Below are 22984 nucleotides of genomic sequence, written 5' to 3' on the forward strand. Positions count from 1 at the left end.
TAACGGTCAGCAATCGAAGCCAGAAAAAATTTATCCTTTAAATCCGTATCCTGATGAAATGGAGAATATCACAATGTTATTAATCGCAACAAGCTTAAGTTTTTTAATTCTGCTGCTGTCATTCCTGGGCTATATTATGCTTGTAAGGCAAACTCTTTGGATTCAGTCTAAATTCAGCTGGATCTTCACCTTTTCCACTCTATCCTGTATTCTATATTTTGCGGGACTGATTGGAATACTGTCCTATGTCGCCTATGGAATCTTTTTTTGCGGGCTTGGATTTTTTATATATTTTTATATTATAAGGGAAAAAAGTGTGTTCGGGCTGAAGGCTTTTAATCTTCTGAATTTCCTATACGGTCTCGGCTTTGGAATAATTTTCATTTCCTTGATTAGCACACAATATATTCATTATGACAACTTTTCCCACTGGGGGCTTGTGGTCAAATATATGCTGATCCATGATGCGTTTCCCAATGCAGCATCTGCTCTCATTGATTTTAAGACCTATCCGCTTGGAAGCTCTGTGTTTTTATATTATGTATGCCGAATCGTCGGCAACACGCAGGGAGTCATGCTCGTGGGGCAGTCCATGCTTATTTTTTCCTGTTTCTACGCTATGTTCGGCATCATCCGTGATACCAAGCGGTTTTTGCTTTGCAGCGGGCTTGCTCTCTGCTGCGCCGCAATGACTTTCTTTAATATATCTATACGGATCAATAATCTATTGGTGGATTTTTTGCTTCCGCTGCTGGCTCTGTCGGTTATCACCGTTTTGTTTGTCTACCGAAATGACTGGAAAAGAGCTTGCATTGTCAGCGCACCGATTCTAGCCTTACTTGTCATCGTAAAAAACAGCGGGCTTTTCTTTGCCGTTATTTGTTATGTGTACCTGCTGTACCTTGCACTGTCAAACAAGAAATACAAGGGGAAGAAAGCAAAGGCCCTGCTTCTTGCTGTGCTAACCATTGCGGTATCTTTAACGACTTTCGCAGCATGGAATCTTCATACCTCCATTGCGTTTAAGGGGGAAACGACAAAACATACTATGAGTGTAGAGAATTTTAACGAGATTTCCTCTGAAAAGACACCTGAGATTAAGGCGGCCATTGTACAACGTTTCTCCCAAGCGGTATTCAGTCCCGGCAGCCTATCCACCCGAGGGATCGTGTTGTTTCAGCTGTTGGCCCTTGCCGCTTGCTTGACGGCACGGCTGTTATTTAAGCAGAGATGGGGCCTTATTAAGGTGCTATTCTGGGTTGATATAGCGGTCGTTCTGTATTATGCAGGGATTCTCTCCATGTTCATCTATACCATGCCTACGGAGGAAGCACTGATTCTGGCAGGCTTTGAGCGTTATGCTTCCAGCATCGTTGTCTTTATGATCGGTATCCTAGCACTTTTCGGTGTTCACGATACGGAAAACTCCTTCTATATTCAGCAAGGAGAAAAACGAAACGTCATGGCATTTAAAAGTTTACTAACCAAAAATGCCTATGAGGTTGCTACGGTTATTCTCGTGTCCGCCGCCGTTATCATTTTATTATCGGAAGTCAACGGCATGACTAGTATGAAGTTTTCATACCCGTATTCTCTTCCGGGAAAAATAGAGCACTTGGTCGGAGACAATTGGTCCGGTGAAGATCAGCAAAGCTATCTGTTCTACGCCTCCGATACCGACAGCCAAATCAGCAACTATTATTTACAGTACTCTGCAAGATATTTTCTTTTTGCTCCGAAGGTCGATGCAATCTATGAATTGGATAAATCAGCCTTCCTTGATCAATTGAAGGGATACGATTATCTGGTGGTTCTGGAAAGCGACAGCAATATTGCTGCCTTTTTGAGAGACTACGGTAAAACCGGAGATATAACCGGGATTTACCCCATTAAGGAGACTTTTTTCTAATTCTCATGGAGTTTTATCCTGCTTTTAAGTAAATAAAAAAGAGACTTTTAAAGTCTCTTTTTTGTTTTTAAATAGGATCTCTTATTTTATCTTGATCTCATAACCTTCCGCATTAATAAAATCTGCAGTTCCGATTATGTATCCTTTCATATAAACGATTTTATCCTTTATGGCCTTATATTGTTCTCCTGATAACGTATCACTGAATTCCAGTGTCTCCCCTGCTTCCACTTTTGTGGTCATCAGTGCCAGCGTAAAGGCTTTGTCGGCAGACCATCGGTAAAGTGGATTTTTATCTCCATCCAAAAGTTCGAAATCCAACTTCTGTCCCGAAGTATTTTCTATATAGACGTCCTTCCCTGAATTATTTTTCAGGGTAATCTTCATCACGATAGAATCGTCTTTAACAGTAGCTTCAGGGGTTACCGTTACCTTTTGGCTCTGCTGCCCATCAAGCAGTTCAATCAGCCTGTTTATAACAACCGCTGTTTCAGCTCTGGTTGCTGTCCCTTGAGGGTTAAACAGATTACTGCCGTCTCCCGCAATCAGGTTATAGTGCTGTGCTCTCGCCACTTCTCCGCTGTATTCAGGAGAAATCTTATCCGTATCTGCGAACGTCGCCGGAGCGATTTTAATCAGTGCATAATCGTCACCCATTTTGTACTTGTATGCCTGCATAATAAAATGAATCATTTCTTCTCTTGTTAACGTTCCATCCGGCTTAAAACTCCCCTTGCCTTCCAAGATATTGGCAGTAACAAGATCGATAACCGCTGATGTATACGCAGCATCCTGTTCGACATCATCGAAATAATCCGTTATTTTTGGTGCCATTAAATATTCTATTTGAATATCCAATGCATTATGAAGCATTATTGCAAATTCGCTCCTTTCCACAGCCTTATTCGGAAAGAACTGATCGCCATTAAAAGGTATTGCCTTTTTCATCATTAGATTTTGTACTGCGTCCTTTGACCAGTGCTTTGAAATATCGCTAAAGTTCGCGGCCGATGCCTCGCTGCCTTGAACGGCAGCCTGCGCAAAGGAAAAAGAACCTAAAATAAGTAAAACCACTGTCATCAAAATTACTGAAATTCTCAACTTCATATAAAACCCTCCTGTGTCTTCATTGGTGTTTATTTGCCGGCTTATATCAAGTTAGACTCAGATATCGCGGGAATTGTTCCCATTATATACTCGTTTAAATTTTGCAAGGAACGCTAGTGTAATTTTCCATCGGTATTCTCTAGTTTAATCAACGCAAGTATCTCTATTTCTTTGGCGGCGAAGCCAAAACCATGATTTCCTAATTGAACAGCCATTTGGAGCTCTTTAAGCGATTCGTATTCGTGCTCTTCACCTTTATTTTCCCAAGCTACTTTGCAAAGCTCGTTCATATCCCCGTCAAAACCAACGAGATGGTAACGTTCCCCTGCACGGCCTACGATTAGCTCCTTATCAAGCAGGAACTTTTTCCACTCCATATCTGCTTCTATTAATTTAGCTTTTACTAAGTCCATCCAATTAACCCTCTTTACAAATAATTCTTTCCTTTATAACTATTTTCTATTATCACGTTAAAATTATTTTCTTTCAACCCAATTTTGTAATTTTTTAGATAATTTTTCAATTATTTCAGAAGCAAGCAATAATCCCAATGATACCGACCGCTCTTTGTCGTTTATCGTCCGATAGTTTGTCAAACATAATTGCCATTTCTATTTCTTTTATTTTTTGCAATTCTTTGTCTTCCATACTATTTCTCCTTATATATTTAAATGTGATTTTTTAACTCTTATATGACTGAAAAAGTTATTTGTACGTGGGATTCTCAGGAATTTGCTAAAAATGATGCCGTTTGGGCATCATCAAACCGATATCTGTTAGAAGCTGTATCATTGGTCGAAAAGAAAGAAAAGTAATCAAAAAATTTCCTAATAATTTTATGAAGTATTAGGAATAGAAACTCATGAAAAATAAATACTATATTCATAAACATTTGATTCCAACATTTTATAAGTGGCTGATTTAAGCTAAGTTATACGGGAACTGTATCCCTTCGTTGGAATCATAATGTTTTATTTTTTGCAACTTTAAGTGGTAATTCTATGTATAAATAATCTATTTAATGGTCATAATACCATCATAGATTGTAAGTTTTCTCCTTTAGAAATTGAAAATAAAGAGATATATACTTTTATACAGTATGTAACTCTTTATTTTTTTATTGTTGTATTCGCGCTGATTGCACATATTATGAAGACCCTACTACTTTAAAAGTGTCTCACAATTGTTTTGATAGATATATAGCTTCATAAGGCTTATCTTGTTTTTTGTAACTATTTGTATTTTATTGAATAACATGATTATAGACCTACCTTTGAAGGGGGGTATTATTATGTTTTCATCACGCAATAGATGCAGATCAAGAAGGTCATGCCGTCGCCGTAGTGGATGCCGTCGTTGCTTTTAATAATTTTCAGGCCCATCTAATTTTTAGATGGGCCTTTATGTGTAACATCGTACTTTATTCAATCAACTCTTTGTACGGTTTTGACAATGGCCGCCATGCGATTATATCCCCATACAACTTACCTAATAGAAGGCCATCACGACGCCATTCTCCGCTTAGATCTATAAAACCTTCACCTACAAATGTTTCTGTACTGAATAACACCCTTTCGCCAGATTCCGGTAACCTTTCACTGCAAGGAATCCAGTTTTCATTTGCTTCAATCAACGCTTCAATTGCCGCACTAATCGCTACGTGAGCTTCCTCTTTTTCCTTTTTTGGAACTATAACTTTTATAGATGTGCTGTAAAGATCTCCTAATACTCGGTTTAAAATTTCTATCGTATTTTGCACTTCTCTCATATGTCCACCTCACTTTCATAGACTTAGCTGCAAGCATCATTCCCCATATTAACAGTAACAAAATAGAATATAGGATCATTTATTAACAATTAGAAATAGAAAAACATATTAATAATCTGATTAATTAAACTTTAATTCATGTTAGGAGTATTAATATGGTATGCAAACAACAGTATGAAGGTATACCTTCTTGGCAAATAAACATAATTGTTCGTTTATCGAATGCATGGAAAGAATTCGCCACTTTTTCTAGACTTTATCTAATTAGTACTTATACGGGTCTAGGCGATCGCGAATTTATATCGGATAGATTAAGTAAAATACCAACAGAACTTGGAAACACAATTAGATTATTTTTTGGAGATGATATGTCCACCCAATATATAGATTTATTAAATTTGCAAATTTCATTAATAAAAAATTTAATTGATGCTCAAGTAAGAGGTGATATTGCTGCCGTAAATGATAATATAAAGCAAATATATAGCAATGCTGACATGGTTGCAGCTTTACTTGCAAAAGCTAATCCATTTTGGACACAAACCGAAATGCGTAATTTAAGGTATACTTACTTGAGTTTAATTCTAGAAGAAATAACGACATTTATAACAAAAAATTATGCAGCTTCTATAGATATATTCGATAGGCTTTTATCTTATTCAACTGTATTAGGAGGCTATTATGCACAAGGTCTACAGGATTATATAATGGCCGACAGAATTAGAACAGAATAAGTTGAAACCAGTCTCTTGTACTGCATCTGCTCCTAGAAATTGTTGGATAAAAATAGAAAGAGTAGGGTAATTCCCTACTCAATATTTCTCCCTCACTCCATGACTTCTCGTCTTATCCCCAGGCAAAAGAAAAAAGAGACTCGAAAGTCTCTTTTCTTTTAAAAAGTTAGGGGCTATCCCTGTTATTTCAATATAGCTTTTACTATGTTATCAGGAATAACAAATTCGGGACTTCCCTGTGCACCGGCAGCGACATCATATTTATCAAAGCATATCACGATCTGGCCGTCATTGTTTATATAGAAATTTTGATCCGCCTTAATCTGTTTAAAACCCTCGAAATTCTCTGTTTCACCATCTATCCAAAACAGCCCTTGTTCCTCCTGATTTCGCCTAATCATTTCATTCTTGATATAATCACTTAATACGGTTACATAATCAGCATGGTCCTTGAACAACCCTTTCAAGGTTAGCAGCTCACCTGTTTTTTTGTCTAAGTTATAAAAAGTATGCTTTGTCGAGGAGGAACCCGCGACATTGAGTAAATAGACATCGAGCGCCAATATGTTTTCATTGTCGGTTTTAATAATATAATCCGATTCAACGCCCATGTGGACTGTTTCATCGCCAAACTCCTCTTTTAACTGCTTGATATCCTGCTCATAGGCTAAAATAATGGCATTTGCATTTTCTTTCAATTCATCATTTAACCTTTTTTCAAGTTCTTTATCCAACAATCCCTCTATTCTGGGAGTGATAACCTTAGCACTATACCCATTATCAGCACTCTCGTATCTTCCAAAGGTTATTACCTTTATGATAGGCGCAAAAACAGGTATGTCTGACATAGCATATGCAAAGCTGGGGATAAAATTAACAACAAGCATTAGCATGATTATCAAGCTTGCTGCCAAACCTATACAACTCTTCCATACATTATTTTTTCTGTTCTCTTTTTTCATTGTATTTTTAACCCTCTCTCTTAATTCATCGGATGCTCTGATGTTTTCATAGTCATATTTCAAATCGTTAAAATCTTTCATATTCATCGCCCTCCATATCGACTTTTAATAATTTAAGCGCGTTATAAAGCCGTGTTTTAACTGTGTTTTCATTAATATCCAGAATCTGCGATATTTCGCTTAGCGACATATCCTCCAAAAAACGAAGCACGATTATGCTTTTATATTTCAGGTCTAATTTTTCAATTAAACTGTTAATGGTAAGCTCGGAATAATCATCTTCTATTCCTTCTGTATCCGTTACGTTTTCGTAATCCAAATATGAAATCTTGGATTTTCGTTTCAGATACGTCAGTGCGGTGTTGACAATTATTTTGTAAAACCAAGGCTTAATATGTTCAGGCATTTGCAAATGGTGAATTGATTTTATTGCCTTTATAATACTTTCATTCACGATATCTTCCGCATCCTCGCGGTTTTTTGCGTAAGTGTATGCAAAACGATAAGCGCTATCAATATGTTGTGTTAAGTAGTTTTCAAACAGCTGTTTCTTGTTCATTTACGCTCCTCTTCACCTCCTCACATATGCTTAGACTAATGAAGAGGGAAATAAGTTTTAATTTTTATAAATATTTTTAAAGAATAATTAATTCACAGACCGAATCCCGGCTTGCCTCCAATCAAAAAACTACCAACCATTATTAATAATTAGTAGTTTTTTATGTTATATTTATTTTGATAAACTTCCTGCTTTATGCACAAAACACTCGATTTATTGGAGTAAATCATACTTTTCTTTTAAAGATAAAATACGCAATACACTCTCATCAATTCGCTTTTCACTGATGGTTCCGTTTTTTACTGCATCATAAATTCCATCATAAGCTTCTACAAAATTTTCAGGCATTAAGATAATATCCGCTCCACCTAAAATAGATTTAATAGCAGCTGTACTAGATGTATATTCCTGCGTAATCGCACCCATCGCCATCGAATCGGTGATAACCACACCGTCATAATTCAGCTCTGTTCGTAACTTACCCTCAATCATTTCATTGGAGAGAGAAGACGGAAGTCCATCGGATGTTATATTGGGGGCTGTAATATGAGAGATCATAACCATATCAGTCTGTTTGAAAGCATTCATAAACGGAATTAATTCGCATTCCTTTAGTTCTTCCCATGTCTTTTCCGTGGATACAAAGCCTTTATGCGTATCTCCTTTTGTATCTCCATGACCGGGAAAGTGTTTTATACAACTCATCACACCTGTTTCATGCAATCCATCAATTTCTGCAGATACCATTTTTGCTACAAGTGCAGGATCGCTACCAAAAGAACGATTTCCAATCACAATATTGTCCGGATTTGTATTAACATCGGCTACCGGAGCAAAATTCAAATTAAATCCATATTGTTTTAAGTAGGAACCAATTGTAATTCCAACATTTTGTGCATTTTTACTATCCTCGGTCAGGCCTATTGTTTCCATACTTTCATACTTCGTCACATCAAATTCCTTTGAATTCGCAATTCTAGACACAGAACCGCCTTCTTCATCAATACCTACAAATACTGGAATTTTGCTTTGCTCTTGTATTTCATCAATAAAATCAGTCAGTTGTGCAGGCGATAAAATATTTTTTTGGAAAATGACAACGCCACCAATAGGATATCGCTTCAGTGATTCAATCATTTGACTGTCCAATTCTGTTGCACCGTAAGCTTTTGCATTGCTAATTTGCTCCGTAGTAAGGTTCAGCTCAAGAGATTCCGGACGAATAATAAAAAGTTGCCCAATTTTCTCCTCCAAAGTCATGCTTTTAATTAATTGTTCTGCCTTTGATAACGGTTTACTAGGAGGGGTATTATTTATTGAATCTGGCTTTTCTGCATCTGGCACACCGCATGAAGTAAGGATTAGTAGGATGACAAGCATTAATGCATTTAAAAATATCTTTTTCATTTTTAACAACCTCGTTAGAATAAGTTATTTTACCATTAGGGTATTTTCATATTATATAATCTTCCACCATAGCATACTATAGGCTCTACTAACTATCAATATTAAGTTTTCAAGGGTCCCTTCCCGTGGATTCTCGTTCTGTCTCCAGTAAAAGAAAAAAGAGACTCGAAAGTCTCTTTTTGTTTTGAAAAGTTAGGTAATAAAAGATGCCACTTTATACGTTTATGCGATACCCTGCTCCCCACACCGTCTCAATGATTTGTGGTTTTGCTGGGTCATCTTCGATCTTTTCACGGATACGATTGATATGGACCGTAACCGTAGCACTGTCCCCAACATATTCATATCCCCATATTTTCTCAAACAATTGATCCTTTGAGAATACGATGTTAGGATATGTGGCCATATATTTCAGCAATTCAAATTCTCGATTGGGAAGCTTGATTTCTTCTTCTCCTTTATAGACTTTCCAGCTTCTTGGCAAAATCCTCAGGTCTCCGATGATTATTGCGTCATCACCCGGTGCCAAATTGGTTTTCATTGAACCGGTCAACCTTTCGTAGCGTTTTAAATGAGATTTGATTCTTGCTACAAGTTCAGCCGGATCAAAGGGTTTTGCGACATAATCATCCGCGCCGATTCCGAGTCCTCGAATTTTATCAACAGACTCCAATCGAGCTGTAACCATGAGAATCGGAATATCGAGTTTGTCCCGGATTTCCCGGCAGATTTCATATCCGTTCATTCCGGGCAGCATCAAATCCAAAAGGATCAAATCATAGCTGCCGTTTAAAGCCGCGCTGACCGCCTTGCTTCCATCCGGGATGATATCTGCCTCAAATCCATTGATTTCGAGGTAATCTCTTTCCAGCATTGATATTTCATCATCATCTTCGACAATTAATATTTTACTCATCTCATGCCTCCTTTCTGGCAGGCAATAGGAGATCAACCGTCAATCCCTTTTCATTCCTTGCGGAAACTGAGCCTCCATGTGCTTCCACGATATATTTTACAATATTAAGCCCCAGGCCGCTTCCTCCGCCATCCTTCTTGCTTCTTGATTCATCGCCTCTCCAAAATTGCATAAAAAGATTGGCTAGCTGTTCTTCCGGAACGCCTTTCCCATTATCGGCAAAGCTCAGATGTACCTGCCCCTCTTCGTTCCATACTGAAACGGTTAAGGCAAGACCATCCCCGGCAGCGTATTTCAATGCATTGTCTGTCAGATTGACAAGGACCCGATGCATCTGTTCCGTGTCTATTTTAACAGGATTTTCATTTGATTTACTGTCAACAATTATTTTCGCATTTACCTGAGCCAGTTCATCTTTTGATTGCATTGCAAACTTGCGTACAAAGTCTCCCAGATCTTCATCCTCCAGAAACAAGGGCAGATCTCCGGTTTCCAGTTTTGAAAAATAGAATAGCTTTTGCAGGAGGACATCCATTTCAGTGGCCTTATTGTACGCAATGGTAAGATACTGATCCTGCTTTTCCGGTGTGTTGACAATACCGTCACGCAGTCCCTTTATATAGCCCTTTACTGATGTAAGAGGGGTTCTTAAATCATGTGAAATGCCCGCGATCATCTCAGTTCGGGCTTTTTCATAGACGGCATTCCGTTCTCTTTCTTTCTGCAGATGGCTTTGCATTTGATTGAAGGTCGAACAAACGGGGGCAAGCTCATCTTTCCCGTCATAGATCACCGGTTCTGAAAGGTTTCCCTGCACAATTCTCTTCGCCCCTTCGGTTAGTGCACTGATAGGGCGCATAATACGCTTCACCAGCCGATTGGTAAAAAACTGGCTGATTAACAAAATCGTTGCAATTGAGATCAACCCGATTACGATAAAAGCATTCAGCACAATTTCGAATTGATTTTCATGCATACCGTTTCCATTCGTTTGAGCACCGCTGTTAACCGCAATGATACGGTACCCTTCCGTCTCTTTTCCGACGACTGTAATCCCAGTCACGTAACACGATCTCCCAGTCTCCATCCAGTTGACATTTTGAATAGAGTTTATAAAATGCTTCGAAGGCGGATCCAAATTTGAAAAAGTGACAGCTCCCTCATGAATCACATAAAGGTGATATCCATCTGAGGCAAGGTCCCGGGCAATCTCATTCCAATTGGAGTCGTTCACATCGATATTCGTGATGATATCTTCCACAGCGAATACGTTCCGGTCTAACTTGGGAATGGCTGCATCACTGATCTTACCGGAAAACGACCGGATTACAAAGCTGCTGATTACAAGAAGCGCAATCAGGGATACCAGTGTCATCAAAAACCCGGATAAAAGAATTTTATTTTTCATCTTCATGTGACATCTCCAGCTGGGTATTAAAATTGATTATCAGGGTTTACCCCGAATATCATAACAAAAGCAAACAAGACGATTCAATGAACGCTACCTTGCGGCAACATCGTATTCAATCCTTAACGTTTATTATATCATGCTTTTGATCAAAAAAGATAACTTAGTCTGTTCTCAAAGCATCAATGGGTTTTAAATTACTCGCCTTTTTTGCAGGTGTCCATCCAAACACCAAACCTACTGCGACAGAGAAGCCTGTGCCGAGGGCAATGGCCCCCCAGGATATGGTGAATGCTGTTCCAAGCAGCAGTGTTGCGATCAAAGAAATCCCCAATCCCAGAGCAATTCCAAACAGCCCTCCTATCAGGGACAAAGCCAGGGCTTCAATGATAAATAATGTCTGTATCTGCATCGGTTCTGCGCCCAAAGCTTTTCGCAGCCCGATTTCTTTTGTCCGCTCGGTGACAGAAACAAGCATCATATTCATGATCCCAATTCCGCCAACCACCAGTGCAATGGAAGCAATTCCGGCCAATAACGCCGTGAGCATTGTCGTCATGCTGTTCATCATGTCCAGGATACTGCTCAGATCCAGAATTCGATAGCTATCTTCTTTGTAATTAAATGCCGCATCCAGCACAACCTCAATCTCGGAAGTCGTCTGTTCTGTCAATGCCGCATCCTTTAAATAGACCTCCACGTTGGAGTATGTCGATGCTCCCGACAAAGCCAAAGCATTTTTATAGGGAATAATAATCGTGCCGTCTGCGGTGCTGCTGGAATTGATTCCAGCCATGACATCACTGTTGCTTGTGGTATCTCTTACCCCTACAACCTCATAGCTCTGTCCGTTAACCATGATTCTCTGTCCGATGGGATTCTCGTTGGGAAACATGGCTTTCTCTATGTCCTGGTCAATTACGCAGGCATACGTGTAGCCATCCATGTCGTAAAACTGTAATGTTCGTCCCCGGGTTATCTCCGAACCATCCGATTCAAAGAATTTTTCATTTTTCCCCATGATAGAAACTTCATCAAGAAGAATCCCCTGTTTTCCCGCAGAACCTGTAATGGATACGGAAGGAGCGACACCTGAAACATTGTCGATTTCCTCCAGATTTTGAAGATCTCTTGAGGTCAGTCCTGATTTGAGCGGATTACCCGTCGCTATTACCGTGATTTTACCGGTCCCAAGACTTTCAAATTGGGACAGCATTTCTCCTGTGGCACTTTGCACGATTGTAATCAATGCAATTACCGCGGCTACACCGATCACAATGCCGAGAGACGTTAAAAATGACCGCATCCTACTATTTTTAATATTCTCCCATGCCATAATAAGGTTTTCTCTGATCACTTAGATCGCCTCCTCACTGATGTTTCCATCTAAAATCCGAACCACCCTCTTTGCCTGCTTCGCCAGGTTAACATCATGGGTAATCATTATGATCGTTCTGCCCTCCTGATTCAGTTCATGGAACAACTCCATAACCTGGTGCCCCGTCTTCTGATCCAAAGCTCCGGTGGGTTCGTCTGCCAGCAGGATTGTCGGGTTGTTTATCAATGCCCTTGCGATGGCAACTCTTTGCTGCTGCCCGCCGGAAAGCTGCCTGGGGAAGTGATTGATTTTCTCTTCTAATCCGACTTTTCGCAGCATATCTGCCGCCAGTTCATGCCTTAGCTTCTTATCCATGCCGGCGTAAATCAGCGGCAGTTCAACGTTTTTAAGGGCAGTCTGCCTTGAGAGAAGATAAAATGACTGAAAGATGAAACCGATTTCTTTTCTTCTGATTTGAGCGAGCACTCTTTCTTCCTGCACTGCCATTTTCTTACCGGATAAATAGTATTCTCCTGTGGTGGGGGTATCCAGCAAACCGATTATATTCATCAATGTGGATTTTCCCGAGCCAGAGGGTCCTAGAATGGCAATGAATTCACCAGCCTCAACGGTCAGGTTGATTCCTCTCAGTATGGTTGAAACTTCATCCCCCATCTGATATTCTTTGAAGATATCTTTCATATTTAGTATTTCGGTCATTGCGCTTCCCCCATAAAGGACGTTGCATTTGATGAATCGGAAGTGTTGATATAAACTACCGTATCACCTTCTTTAAGACCATTTTTGATCTCGATATCCGCACCATTATTGATTCCAATCGTTACAGATACCTTTTGCAATTTTCCTTTTTCGTCATACTGCTGAACATATGCATTTGAGCCATCATATTGAACGGCTTTCATCGGCACGGTAATAGCTCCTTTTACGCTTTGGGCCGCTACCTTTACCTCAGCCGATATGCCCACTCTAAGGTAGGTGTCCTTAGGAAGCGTTACCGTAGTCTCAAAATAGGATACTCCGTTTTCAACGCTGGCTCCCCGGGCGATTTCAGAAATCGTCCCGATCACTGTTTTCCCGGTGGCTTCAAAATATACCTCTGCATCCATGCCTTCGGAAATCGCGGATAAATCGTACTCGTCCACCTTTATATTCACCTCAAGGTCATCATAATTAACAATATCCAAAATACTTGTTCCCTGCATTACGGAATCATTTTCACCCACATAAATTTTTGAAACCTCTCCCGATACTTCCGCATAACACTTTGTATCCGCATACTGTTTTTGCGCCTGGGCGTATGAGGCTTGCGCTTCTGTCACCCGATTCTGGGCTGTGCTCAATGCGTCCTGGGCAGTCTCCAGTTCCACAAGGGAAATTCCGCCCATATCATACAGCTCCTTTTTTCGCTCATAGTCCACCTTACTTGACGAGTAGGTTGTTTTCGCGTTGGACAGGGATGTAGATGCAGTGGTCAGAGTTGACTGGATCGTATTGCTATCAACTTCGTAAAGCAGAGCCCCCGCCCGTACTTTATCGCCTTCTTTGGCATAGAATTTTTTAACAGGCTGGTTGGTGGTTGATACTACATTTTGGACTTCACTTGATTCAATATTTCCGCTGAAGCTGTAATACTTTTCCAGATCTTGCTTCACAGCTGTTGCTTCTGTCATATCTACAGAAGCACCGCCGCCTATCATACTTTTCACGATGATGATTCCGGCCACAACCACTACGCCCGCAATTACAATCATTATCTTACCTTTTTTACTGAGATTTAACAGCTTTTTCATTGATCGATTACCTCCAGATCTTTAATCACCTTTCTCATGTATTTTTATTCTAATAGATCAATATAAACTGCGAGGGTATAAGACTTAAACAAATCCTAAACAATAATGTCGTTTATGGTAAATGTTAAAAATCCATTTATTATTTACCTGAAAATACATTAATAAAGCGAAAAAAACTAAAATCTCAATATTCCGATGCTCTCTTTTGCTGGGGAACGTCATCTTTTGGTTTTTATTACATCTTAAAAAAACACGCCTTAGTGCGTGAATTTGTCAACGTTATACATTTTAGTATTTAAAATAACTCCTGTTTTTTATTTTTGTAAATATAAAGCCTTAGAAATAATCCTAAGGCTTTATGAATATAATAAATTTTTTAATTTATTCTAAACGTTCAATAGTTAAAGTTGGTCTATAAACTTTTGTAGGCATTTGATTACTAGTACCTTTCAGATAGATACAGCCTAATATTTGCCCTTCTGTCAGATATACTGCATCTAACAAAATGGCCCTTGCATGACCAGAAGAATTGCCATTAATAGAAATCATCGCAAAGTCGTCAAACCTTCCAACGCTTCCGGTATTTGAATCATTCATTAAATCAAAACCAAAATCAACAGATTCCTTACTGTCATATCCATCAAAATCACCCAAAGCTGTTAGCCTATACCAACCTGTAGCAGGTACGATTAATCTTCCATATTTAATCATACCCAGGTCATCTTTTATTGTTGTTGTTGGATTAAAGCAAAAAGCTTCGGTATCTATAGTCACTTTAGTCTCTGCTGTAAATCCAATTCCAAGTTTGCATTTAGTAAAAGCCATAATTTTTACCTCTTTCTTTCTAAAATATAATTGATTTGACTTATATCACCGGCGATATTTTAGTTATAGAAAAAGAAACGTATTTTTACGTTAATTTGCAAACCTTCATTTCTATTTTTTTATTTCTACTCTTTATCTAGAAATTAAAAGCACACTTAATACGTGCGCCACTTCATAGTATATGATGCACACTTAATACAGGTGCAGATTTTTCTATTTTTTTGTCACTTAATAAGACGTTAAATTAAACTATTCATCCAGATGCAGTTCTCTAATATATGTCTTTGTACTCACAATCAAGGCCGAATGCTGATCATAACGTCGAAACCATTTCCGGCATCTTCTTTAATAGTATATTCCTCAAGAAAAACTAAAATATTGAAGTTTCTATTGTGGCAAGTATAGTCCTTCTTTCAGGCATAAGAAAAAGCACCCTGTGAAGAGTGCTTTTCATTAGATAATTTGTTTCTATCTTATTGCATATTCATATTCGTCATTGCCGAGAGTAAATATGACTTTTACCGGATTCTGTGATTCTGCCACCTCTTGTGGGCATTCCACTAGGAAACGAACTCCTGGCATACTAAGGGGCGCAATATTAACAATATTGGCATAAGTGAATCCGGTTGTAGAATCTTCTGGTACCGCAAATCCTGTGTACTTATAACCATCATTGTAATCTACTTCAACTGTCATAATTTCATCACAATCAAGGTTTTGCTTCTGAATATTCTTAACATCCGTATCTATGTGAACATAATTACAAATGCGTAAATTCCAACAAAAGAAACAAAAAACCACTATTTCTAGCGGTTCATGTTTTGGCGGAGGACAACATTCAGCCCTCAGGGCTTCTTTCCTTCGCTCTCTTCGTTCGCTACGCTGTCCTATTTTCCACTGCGGCTAAAGCCGCGGAAAATAAGCATGGGCCTTTCTCACCCACTCCGTGGCTTCTCGTCCTGTCTCCATGCAAAATAAAAAAGAGACCCGAAAGTCTCTTTTTTATTTTGGCGGAGGACATGGGACTCGAACCCACGGGGCTTTAACACCTTACTCGCTTTCCAGGCGAGCTCCTTAGCCACTCGGTCAATCCTCCATACTGTGTTCAGTTGTTTGTCCTTTCTTGGACACATTTGATATCTTAACACAATACTTTTTAAAATGCAAGTATTTTATTTACTGCTGGAAATTTATAACTTTATGAAGCGCATACATACCGCCAGCGACGATTAATACGATAAATAAATTCGCCGTTATAACGGTAAAAGAAGCCAATTTAACCAACAGAATAAGTCCTACTGCAACAAGCAATCCCCAGGCTGCACCAATGAAGAACCTCCGTGGTATAAGCTTTTTCTTTGACATGGCTTTATGCTCCTCACTCTTTTGAGTGAGTTCAAAGGAGGACTTGCAGATATAGTGTACAATCCCTACCGAAAAAGCAATGATGATTAAATCTAAAATGATAGTACCTAAAGAATAAGAAACAGTAAAATCGGCGGTTCCACCCTTAACCATATTCCTAAAAATCCGAATTGCATCCGAAGACAATAACGTTGAAATGGCGACTACTATGCTTCCGCATAAAAGAAAAGTATCTACATACTCTACTATCTTTTCCTTGGTGGTCATTTGAGGCATACTCGATATGATCTCATTGCAAAAGCCTTTATAGTCTTCTCCGACAACCGCGGAAAAAGGTTCCTTTCGTTCCTGTGCGGATAGCGCCATTTCCAGTAAATCCTGCCGGATGAGCTCTTGATTCTTTTCTGACAAGCCCGATCCCCGTATATAGCACACCATATCCGTCATAATGATACCATTTTCTTTGGTTAACTTCTTACCTATTTCATTGTTTAATCGTCTCAACTTCTTTACTTCGCTCATTCTTATACCCCCTGCTATTTATCAAACAACCTATTTACAGCTTTCTCCAGCTCTTTCCAACCGGCTAGAAAGGTTTTCATTTCATTCAGCCCATTTTCCGTTATAGAAAAGTATTTTCGTTTCGGCCCTAAAGAGGATTCTCTATACTCCGCTTCAATAAGGCCGCTCTTTTCAAGCCGCAGCAGTAATGGGTAAATCGTCCCTTCAGATACCTCGTAAAAGCCGTATTGTTTTAATTGCTGTGAAATTTCATATCCATATGTTTCATTCTCGCTGATTACTTTTAGGATGCACCCTTCTAAAGTCCCTTTCAGCATTTGTGAATTTATTATAGTGATCACCTGCCTCTTCCGATGTACCTTGCATCACATAGTAGTTTATCTATATTGTATTGCAAGGTACTGCCTTTGTCAAGACTCCTTTAAAATAAAAACCCCCTGAAAAGATGTGATATACCTTTTTTCAGGAGGTTCAACTGTCCAAAATTTATATTGTTTAAATACGATTTACGATTAATGCCTGTATTTATTTTTCCTCTGCCACTTTCGCAACCCTTTCGCTGAGCAGTTTATTATAGTCACATACCTCGTGCGTATACTCCTGATTCATATGCTTGGAAGCCATGATGAAATCTGCAGTTGCACGGTTATTTGCTATGGGAATATCATAGACTGCCGCAATGCGCAGTAAGGCTTTCACATCCGGATCATGGGGTTGTGCTTCAAGGGGATCCCAGAAAAAAATCAACATATCGATGAGGCCTTCCGCAATTCTCGCACCGATTTGTTGATCCCCTCCAAGAGGGCCGCTTTTGAAGGCTCTGACAGGAAGTCCTGTTGCTTCGGCAATTAACCGTGAGGTGGTTCCCGTTCCCATCAAAAAATGCTGTTTTAAAGTGTCTTCATGTTTCTTGCACCATTCTACCAGATCCATTTTTTTATTGTCGTGTGCTACCAATGCGATTCTCTTTTGTCTATCCATCGTTTTTTTTATTCGTTCATATTCCATAGAGGTTCCTCCGCTACAATAACATCCTTCGTTATTAATCTGATTCAATAGTTATTTTCTTCATTATACACAATAGAGCCCTCAAAAAGGGCTCCATTATTTAAATTTATTCTACATTTCACTGATATTTAACAAAGTTATTTTAAGCAATCTTTAACAGCCGTTTGCAATTGATCAATGTCCAGAACTCCCGTATGGCGGATTTCCTTCTGTTCAAGACCTTTTAATCCTGCCGGAACTCTCACACCGGTCTTTTCGTGAAGAGCTTTTACATAAGCAAAACCATCTTTCTCCTCACCTAAACCGATTGCACTTGCAACACTGTCTGCAAATTTATACGCACTTGCTGTAGCAGCGATCACTGTCGGCGTTTTATCTCCGGTCTCTCCTACATAGTCCTCATATACTTTATAAGCAACTGCCGTATGGGTATCCATTAAATAGCCGTTCTTCTGATACATTTCACCGATAACCGCAGCCGTTTCAGCTACAGTAGCATAGCCGCCATAAAAATCGACTAAACCGCTCTTGATCTTATCACTAACCTGATAAACCTTTTCTCTGTCCAGGCTTTCCATCAGATCTTTAATCTCTGCAGCGTTGCCGCCTGACAAATGGTAAAGCAGTCTTTCCAAATTACTTGAAATCAAGATATCCATAGACGGCGAATTCGTTAAGTAGAAGTCTCTTCTGATATCATAACAGCCTGTATTGATAAAGTCGGTCAATACTTTATTTTCATTGGAAGCACAAATCAGCTTGCCGATAGGAATCCCCATCTCTCTTGCATAATAAGCGGCAAGGATATTACCAAAGTTACCGGTTGGGACTACTACATTCATTTTTTCACCGGACTTCAATACGCCCTTTTCCAAAAATTTCACATAAGTATATACGTAATACGCAACTTGCGGAACCAGCCTTCCGATATTGATAGAGTTAGCAGAAGACAGCTTGCAATTCATTGCTGCTAATTCGGCTGCGAAATTACTGTCATTAAAAATCTTCTTTACACCTGTCTGCGCATCGTCGAAATTTCCATTTATCGCAAAAACATGAGTATTCGCTCCTTCTTGAGTAACCATCTGTCTTTCTTGAACCTGACTTACTCCCTGATTTGGATAAAATACGATAATTTCAGTGCCCGCAACATCTGCAAATCCTTCTAAGGCTGCCTTTCCAGTATCGCCGGAAGTTGCTGTTAAGATGCAAATCTTCTTCTCTTCCTTCTCCTTTTTCATTGCTGTTGTCAACAAGTACGGTAAAATAGATAAGGCCATATCCTTAAAAGCAGCCGTTTTTCCATGGTAAAGCTCCAGAAAATAAGCCTCTCCGCCCTTCACAATCGGAGCGATTTCTTTTTCCTCAAATTTGCTGTCATAAGCGCCGTTTATACATGCTTGCATTTCTTCTTCGGTATAATCCGTAAAGAAAGAGGAAATAACCTTCGCTGCCATGTCCTGATAAGTTTTCCCTTGCATCTCTTCCGGTTTAAACGGTAAGGCAGGGATATCAGTCGGAACATATAAGCCTTTATCTTCTGAAATACCCTGTATAACAGCTTGCGCTGCCGTTTTGATATCTTGACTTCCCCTTGTACTAACGTATTTTATCATATGGTTCACTCCTTTTAAGGTTATTGTTAAAACATTTATCTTTTATAATATCAAAGTAAGGGTTAGATTTCAAGTTAATATTACTGGGATATGCTCTTTTTAGGCGGTTTTAAGAAGAGCTATAGACCCAAGAAAAGTCTTTTATTTGATCGGCTAAATCTTTGTTTTGGGTTTGTTAAAAAACGAATTTATGTTATAATGAACGCGACGATTAGGATACGGCGAGTCGGTGCCGCCGTAAAGAAGCGTTCATTGAATCATACGGCGGCGCTGCTTGTATGATATAATACAATGTCTATTTTTCAGTATTACGAGGAAGGTATTATCATGTATTTTGGAAGCGTTCGTTTTTTTAAGCATCTACTATTAATTGCTATGGCTCTAATTGTAATTTTTTCAATATCTTCATGTGTTTATATGGGTGTTTCCAATCATCATTTGAAGAAGATTCTGGAAGATAACGGGATCGAAGCAAACCAGCCTTCTGATGATTCAAACGGCGCTACGGCAACGGATTTGAAATTAGCGAAAAAAGAGCGGATGGCGCAATATTACCTTAGCTCCTTTGACTATCAATTATCGTATCCTGAATTATATATTGATAATGATTTTATTTATAAAGATGAACCGCCGAAATCCGTTTATCTTACGTTTGATGATGGTCTTTCAAGCATGACACCAAAAATTCTTGATGTGCTGAAGGCCTATGGCGTAAAGGCAACGTTCTTCATTATCTATAATGACAGTACGGAAGCACAGGCTTTATATAAACGAATCCTCGATGAAGGCCATACGCTTGGTGTGCACAGCACATCTCACCAATATGACGCCATCTATCAATCTCCTGCGGCTTTTTTAGACGATTTTGCACAAACTGCAATCATGCTTGAGCAAACCACGGGGGTTAAACCTGATATATTCCGCTTTCCGGGCGGCAGTATTAACCCTTATAATCGATCGGTCTATATGCCTATCATCGCTGAAATGACCAGGAGAGGCTATACCTATTACGACTGGAATGTTTCCGCGGATGATGCAACGAAGAATGCTACTCAGGAGACGATTTACAGCAAAGTCGTAAACGGAGTCGAAAAACGCTCCAAGTCCATCGTGTTGCTGCACGATTCTTCAGAAAAAGTAGACACGGTGGCTGCTTTGCCATCCATTATAAAAGAATTGCAGTCAAAAGGATATACGTTCTATGCATTGAATAAAGATATCCGGCCCATTGCTTTTAACTATGTAGAATAAATAATTAGGAGGAATATACCCACATGGATCATAATAAATTAGCAGACTTATTATTTCCGAACATCTCAAGATCACGTCAGGATTATGAGGAAATGTTTCCTGAAAGGAAGCTTCCCGCCGGTGCTAAAGTGACAAGACTTGGTCCAAGCCCGACAGGCTTTATACATCTTGGAAATCTTTATGGAGCCTTTGTCGACGAACGGCTTGCGCACCAGAGCGGCGGAACCTTTTACTTAAGAATTGAGGATACAGATGACAAGCGTTATGTAGAAGGTGCGGTAGAAGTCATCATTAATTCTCTTCGTTTTTTCGGCATTCACTTTGATGAGGGTGCGACTATTGACGGACACATCGGTGACTATGGTCCTTATTATCAAAGTGCCCGAGGCGACATTTATCAATGCTTTGCCAAAGAATTAATCGCGAAGGGACAAGCCTACCCTTGTTTCTTAACGGAAGAAGAAATTACGGCAATCCGTGAAAAACAGGAAAGCCTAAAAGAGAACCCGGGGATCTATGGCAAATGGGCGGTTAATCGCGATCTTTCCTTTGAAGAAATCGAATCCAACCTGAATGCAGGTAAATCCTATGTGATACGGCTTAAGTCCGATGGGAACCACGACCTTCCAAGTGAAGAAATCAAGACGATTTCGATTGAAGACGGCATACGCGGTACGTTAACCATACCGGAGAACAATCAGGATGTCATACTATTAAAGGCAAACGGAATTCCAACGTATCATTTTGCGCATGTAGTGGACGACCACTTTATGAGAACAACACATGTAGTAAGAGGGGCTGAATGGCTTCCGTCTCTTCCGATTCACGTTGAGTTATTTGAAAAGCTGCATTTTGCAATGCCGATTTTCTGTCATACGGCCCAACTCATGAAGCTGGACGAAGAAGGAAATAAAAGAAAGCTTTCCAAGCGAAAAGATCCCGAATTGTCTTTAGACTACTATAGAAATGAAGGCTATCACCCGGCGGCTGTACGGGAATATCTGATGACGATTCTAAATTCCAACTTTGAGGAGTGGCGAATTGCTAACCCGGATTCTCCTATCGATGAATTCGATTTTACGGTAGAAAAAATGAGTAACTCGGGTGCCTTGTTTGATTTAAATAAATTAAACGACATCGGCAAAGACGTGCTTGTTAAAATTCCAGCTGCTGACTTGTGTCAGTTCCTCAAGGACTGGTCGAAGGAGTTTAAACCGGAAATTCTGCCTTTATTAGAAGGTCAAGAAGCTTATATTGAAAAGATCCTTGATTTAGGACGTACCGGAGATAAACCTAGAAAAGATTTAATTTACGCCAAGCAAATTTTCGAATTTATTCGCTATTTCTTTGATGATTATTTTGTCATCGAAGACAGCAATCCGTCCAATGTCAGCGAAGAAGATGCCAAAGCAATTTTATCGGCCTATCTGGCAAGCTATGATCACCATGATGATCAAGCGCAATGGTTCGATAAAATCAGAGCCATCGGCTCCGATCTAGGCTATGCTGCGAAGCCGAAAGATTACAAGAAAAATCCGGATTTATACAAAGGACATGTCGGAGATGTCAGTACGGTCATTCGTATTGCATTAATGGGCCGTTCCCAATCTCCGGATATTTGGGAAATTCAGCAGATTTTAGGGGAAGCACGAACAAAATCCAGAATTCAAAAAAGAATATAAAGCTTAACCGGGGGTGTCTCAAAACAAAGAGGCATCCCCCTCTTAGATAGGGGGACTAAGATGTATACATTTCATGATCGAGTTAAGATGAGTCAAACGGATAAACGCAGAAATTTAACGATTCCGGCCATCATCGATGCCATGCAAAACTGTGTGATGTTCCAGCTCGAAGACCTAGGAGTCGGTCTGGATTATATGGAGAAAGAAAATAAAATATTAGTCGTGACCTGCTGGCAAGTACAAATCTTCTCTCTCCCACGATTGTTTGACAGTGTCTCTCTGGCAACTCAGGCCTATTCCTATAAAGCAGCTACTGGCTTTAGGCACTGTATGATTTATGACAGAGAAGGCAAGTTATGCATTGCGTCGAATTCAATAGGTGTTTTTGTTAATCCGGACACCGGTCGACCGATTAAAACTACTGCTGAAGAATGGGCCAAGTATGATTTGAATAAAGGCCTTGATATTGAATTCAAAGATCGTCATATTCCCATTCCTACAGACTATGAGGTAGTGGAACAATTTCAAGTGAATATTCATCATTTAGATGCCAATAATCACATGAATAACGGACAGTATGTGCGGATCGCCTACAATTATCTTCCTGAGGACTTTGATGTCTCTGACTTTCGTGTAGAATATAAAAAACCGGCAAAGCTTGATGATACAGTGTTGGTTCGTTTATCTGCGTTTTCTGCTCCTGCTCAAGAAAATAGTCCATTATCGCAAAGGATCCTTTGTGTTGATTTATGTGACTTAGCAGGAAATTCTTTTGCGGTTGTTGAGTTTACCAGCAAAGATTTTTCATAAAGAATT

General features: G+C 39.4%; 22 protein-coding genes and 1 tRNA gene. 5 read left to right on the forward strand and 18 right to left on the reverse strand.

The genetic code is table 11. The features are described 5' to 3' along the window. Window positions 1-73 precede the first annotated feature (73 nt). Window positions 74-1909 carry a hypothetical protein gene (locus tag JYB65_RS10670; RefSeq protein ID WP_206582662.1) on the forward strand — a complete coding sequence of 612 codons (1836 nt, stop codon included), beginning with the start codon at window positions 74-76 and terminating at the stop codon, window positions 1907-1909. A gap of 81 nt (window positions 1910-1990) precedes the next feature. On the opposite strand, the gene JYB65_RS10675 is transcribed toward JYB65_RS10670, so the two are convergent. The 3 genes from JYB65_RS10675 to JYB65_RS10685 form a co-directional block, all read right to left on the reverse strand. Next, the gene (locus tag JYB65_RS10675) at window positions 1991-3016 is read right to left on the reverse strand and encodes an S-layer homology domain-containing protein (protein WP_206582663.1); all 1026 of its coding nucleotides are present in this window, start codon (window positions 3014-3016) and stop codon (window positions 1991-1993) included. A 113-nt stretch (window positions 3017-3129) separates the two neighbouring features. After that, window positions 3130-3429, reverse strand: coding sequence for a hypothetical protein (locus tag JYB65_RS10680; RefSeq protein ID WP_206582664.1), 300 nt, complete (start codon window positions 3427-3429; stop codon window positions 3130-3132). Between the two features lie 1007 nt (window positions 3430-4436). Beyond that, entirely contained in the window at window positions 4437-4784 is a 348-nt protein-coding gene (locus tag JYB65_RS10685; RefSeq protein ID WP_206582665.1) for a DUF551 domain-containing protein, read from the reverse strand. Between the two features lie 155 nt (window positions 4785-4939). Between JYB65_RS10685 and JYB65_RS10690 the strand changes: the two genes are divergently transcribed. Further along, window positions 4940-5518 (forward strand): hypothetical protein, encoded by a 579-nt coding sequence (locus tag JYB65_RS10690; RefSeq protein WP_206582666.1) that lies wholly within the window; start codon window positions 4940-4942, stop codon window positions 5516-5518. 182 nt (window positions 5519-5700) lie between these two features. Here the strand turns inward: JYB65_RS10690 and rsiV are convergent, their stop codons facing one another. The 15 genes from rsiV to thrC form a co-directional block, all read right to left on the reverse strand. Continuing rightward, entirely contained in the window at window positions 5701-6561 is an 861-nt protein-coding gene (gene rsiV, locus JYB65_RS10695) for an anti-sigma-V factor RsiV (RefSeq protein ID WP_206582667.1), read from the reverse strand. Then, window positions 6548-7039, reverse strand: a complete 492-nt coding sequence (locus JYB65_RS10700; RefSeq protein WP_206582668.1) for an RNA polymerase sigma factor — start codon at window positions 7037-7039, stop codon at window positions 6548-6550. The genes rsiV and JYB65_RS10700 overlap by 14 nt, the downstream gene beginning before the upstream one ends. 213 nt (window positions 7040-7252) lie before the next feature. Further along, on the reverse strand, window positions 7253-8446 hold the full coding sequence (locus tag JYB65_RS10705) for a glycoside hydrolase family 3 protein (RefSeq protein ID WP_206582669.1): 1194 nt from the start codon (window positions 8444-8446) through the stop codon (window positions 7253-7255). Between the two features lie 214 nt (window positions 8447-8660). Further along, the gene (locus JYB65_RS10710; RefSeq protein ID WP_206582670.1) at window positions 8661-9362 is read right to left on the reverse strand and encodes a response regulator transcription factor; all 702 of its coding nucleotides are present in this window, start codon (window positions 9360-9362) and stop codon (window positions 8661-8663) included. A 1-nt stretch (window position 9363) separates the two neighbouring features. Further along, window positions 9364-10776, reverse strand: a complete 1413-nt coding sequence (locus tag JYB65_RS10715; protein ID WP_206582671.1) for a sensor histidine kinase — start codon at window positions 10774-10776, stop codon at window positions 9364-9366. A 157-nt stretch (window positions 10777-10933) separates the two neighbouring features. Next, window positions 10934-12127: an ABC transporter permease gene (locus JYB65_RS10720; RefSeq protein WP_342366662.1), complete on the reverse strand. Its 1194-nt coding sequence runs from the start codon at window positions 12125-12127 to the stop codon at window positions 10934-10936. After that, on the reverse strand, window positions 12128-12808 hold the full coding sequence (locus JYB65_RS10725) for an ABC transporter ATP-binding protein (protein ID WP_209010510.1): 681 nt from the start codon (window positions 12806-12808) through the stop codon (window positions 12128-12130). Next, window positions 12805-13899 carry an efflux RND transporter periplasmic adaptor subunit gene (locus JYB65_RS10730; RefSeq protein ID WP_206582672.1) on the reverse strand — a complete coding sequence of 365 codons (1095 nt, stop codon included), beginning with the start codon at window positions 13897-13899 and terminating at the stop codon, window positions 12805-12807. The genes JYB65_RS10725 and JYB65_RS10730 overlap by 4 nt, the downstream gene beginning before the upstream one ends. 381 nt (window positions 13900-14280) lie before the next feature. Continuing rightward, window positions 14281-14724 carry a hypothetical protein gene (locus JYB65_RS10735; protein WP_206582673.1) on the reverse strand — a complete coding sequence of 148 codons (444 nt, stop codon included), beginning with the start codon at window positions 14722-14724 and terminating at the stop codon, window positions 14281-14283. A gap of 468 nt (window positions 14725-15192) precedes the next feature. Further along, window positions 15193-15420, reverse strand: a complete 228-nt coding sequence (locus tag JYB65_RS10740; protein WP_206582674.1) for a hypothetical protein — start codon at window positions 15418-15420, stop codon at window positions 15193-15195. A 312-nt stretch (window positions 15421-15732) separates the two neighbouring features. Next, window positions 15733-15820, reverse strand: a tRNA-Ser gene (locus JYB65_RS10745). Between the two features lie 80 nt (window positions 15821-15900). Further along, the gene (locus JYB65_RS10750; protein ID WP_206582675.1) at window positions 15901-16611 is read right to left on the reverse strand and encodes a DUF1129 domain-containing protein; all 711 of its coding nucleotides are present in this window, start codon (window positions 16609-16611) and stop codon (window positions 15901-15903) included. A gap of 14 nt (window positions 16612-16625) precedes the next feature. Next, entirely contained in the window at window positions 16626-16943 is a 318-nt protein-coding gene (locus tag JYB65_RS10755; protein WP_206582718.1) for a helix-turn-helix transcriptional regulator, read from the reverse strand. Window positions 16944-17136: 193 nt separating this feature from the next. Then, window positions 17137-17619 carry a methylglyoxal synthase gene (locus JYB65_RS10760; protein ID WP_206582676.1) on the reverse strand — a complete coding sequence of 161 codons (483 nt, stop codon included), beginning with the start codon at window positions 17617-17619 and terminating at the stop codon, window positions 17137-17139. 137 nt (window positions 17620-17756) lie between these two features. After that, window positions 17757-19232, reverse strand: a complete 1476-nt coding sequence (thrC, locus tag JYB65_RS10765) for a threonine synthase (protein WP_425331126.1) — start codon at window positions 19230-19232, stop codon at window positions 17757-17759. A gap of 330 nt (window positions 19233-19562) precedes the next feature. On the opposite strand from thrC, the gene JYB65_RS10770 reads away from it, so the two are divergent. Genes JYB65_RS10770 through JYB65_RS10780 form a run of 3 tightly spaced genes read left to right on the forward strand, consistent with a single transcriptional unit; the run spans window position 19563 to window position 22978 of the window. Continuing rightward, window positions 19563-20486 carry a polysaccharide deacetylase family protein gene (locus JYB65_RS10770; protein WP_206582678.1) on the forward strand — a complete coding sequence of 308 codons (924 nt, stop codon included), beginning with the start codon at window positions 19563-19565 and terminating at the stop codon, window positions 20484-20486. 23 nt (window positions 20487-20509) lie between these two features. After that, window positions 20510-22168 carry a glutamate--tRNA ligase gene (gene gltX / locus JYB65_RS10775; protein ID WP_206582679.1) on the forward strand — a complete coding sequence of 553 codons (1659 nt, stop codon included), beginning with the start codon at window positions 20510-20512 and terminating at the stop codon, window positions 22166-22168. Between the two features lie 60 nt (window positions 22169-22228). Beyond that, entirely contained in the window at window positions 22229-22978 is a 750-nt protein-coding gene (locus tag JYB65_RS10780; RefSeq protein WP_206582680.1) for an acyl-[acyl-carrier-protein] thioesterase, read from the forward strand. Window positions 22979-22984 lie beyond the last annotated feature (6 nt).

The organism is Clostridium aminobutyricum, from assembly GCF_017255415.1.
Lineage (GTDB): Bacteria > Bacillota > Clostridia > Peptostreptococcales > Anaerovoracaceae > Aminipila > Aminipila aminobutyrica.

What these genes read in the sequence shown, in the direction of transcription:
- JYB65_RS10670 (WP_206582662.1), top strand. Translation starts at nt 74, where the DNA reads ATGTTATTAATCGCAACAAGCTTAAGTTTTTTAATTCTGCTGCTGTCA.
- JYB65_RS10675 (WP_206582663.1), bottom strand. Translation starts at nt 3,016, where the DNA reads ATGAAGTTGAGAATTTCAGTAATTTTGATGACAGTGGTTTTACTTATT.
- JYB65_RS10680 (WP_206582664.1), bottom strand. Translation starts at nt 3,429, where the DNA reads ATGGACTTAGTAAAAGCTAAATTAATAGAAGCAGATATGGAGTGGAAA.
- JYB65_RS10685 (WP_206582665.1), bottom strand. Translation starts at nt 4,784, where the DNA reads ATGAGAGAAGTGCAAAATACGATAGAAATTTTAAACCGAGTATTAGGA.
- JYB65_RS10690 (WP_206582666.1), top strand. Translation starts at nt 4,940, where the DNA reads ATGGTATGCAAACAACAGTATGAAGGTATACCTTCTTGGCAAATAAAC.
- rsiV (WP_206582667.1), bottom strand. Translation starts at nt 6,561, where the DNA reads ATGAAAGATTTTAACGATTTGAAATATGACTATGAAAACATCAGAGCA.
- JYB65_RS10700 (WP_206582668.1), bottom strand. Translation starts at nt 7,039, where the DNA reads ATGAACAAGAAACAGCTGTTTGAAAACTACTTAACACAACATATTGAT.
- JYB65_RS10705 (WP_206582669.1), bottom strand. Translation starts at nt 8,446, where the DNA reads ATGAAAAAGATATTTTTAAATGCATTAATGCTTGTCATCCTACTAATC.
- JYB65_RS10710 (WP_206582670.1), bottom strand. Translation starts at nt 9,362, where the DNA reads ATGAGTAAAATATTAATTGTCGAAGATGATGATGAAATATCAATGCTG.
- JYB65_RS10715 (WP_206582671.1), bottom strand. Translation starts at nt 10,776, where the DNA reads ATGAAGATGAAAAATAAAATTCTTTTATCCGGGTTTTTGATGACACTG.
- JYB65_RS10725 (WP_209010510.1), bottom strand. Translation starts at nt 12,808, where the DNA reads ATGACCGAAATACTAAATATGAAAGATATCTTCAAAGAATATCAGATG.
- JYB65_RS10730 (WP_206582672.1), bottom strand. Translation starts at nt 13,899, where the DNA reads ATGAAAAAGCTGTTAAATCTCAGTAAAAAAGGTAAGATAATGATTGTA.
- JYB65_RS10735 (WP_206582673.1), bottom strand. Translation starts at nt 14,724, where the DNA reads ATGGCTTTTACTAAATGCAAACTTGGAATTGGATTTACAGCAGAGACT.
- JYB65_RS10740 (WP_206582674.1), bottom strand. Translation starts at nt 15,420, where the DNA reads ATGACAGTTGAAGTAGATTACAATGATGGTTATAAGTACACAGGATTT.
- JYB65_RS10750 (WP_206582675.1), bottom strand. Translation starts at nt 16,611, where the DNA reads ATGAGCGAAGTAAAGAAGTTGAGACGATTAAACAATGAAATAGGTAAG.
- JYB65_RS10760 (WP_206582676.1), bottom strand. Translation starts at nt 17,619, where the DNA reads ATGGAATATGAACGAATAAAAAAAACGATGGATAGACAAAAGAGAATC.
- JYB65_RS10770 (WP_206582678.1), top strand. Translation starts at nt 19,563, where the DNA reads ATGTATTTTGGAAGCGTTCGTTTTTTTAAGCATCTACTATTAATTGCT.
- gltX (WP_206582679.1), top strand. Translation starts at nt 20,510, where the DNA reads ATGGATCATAATAAATTAGCAGACTTATTATTTCCGAACATCTCAAGA.
- JYB65_RS10780 (WP_206582680.1), top strand. Translation starts at nt 22,229, where the DNA reads ATGTATACATTTCATGATCGAGTTAAGATGAGTCAAACGGATAAACGC.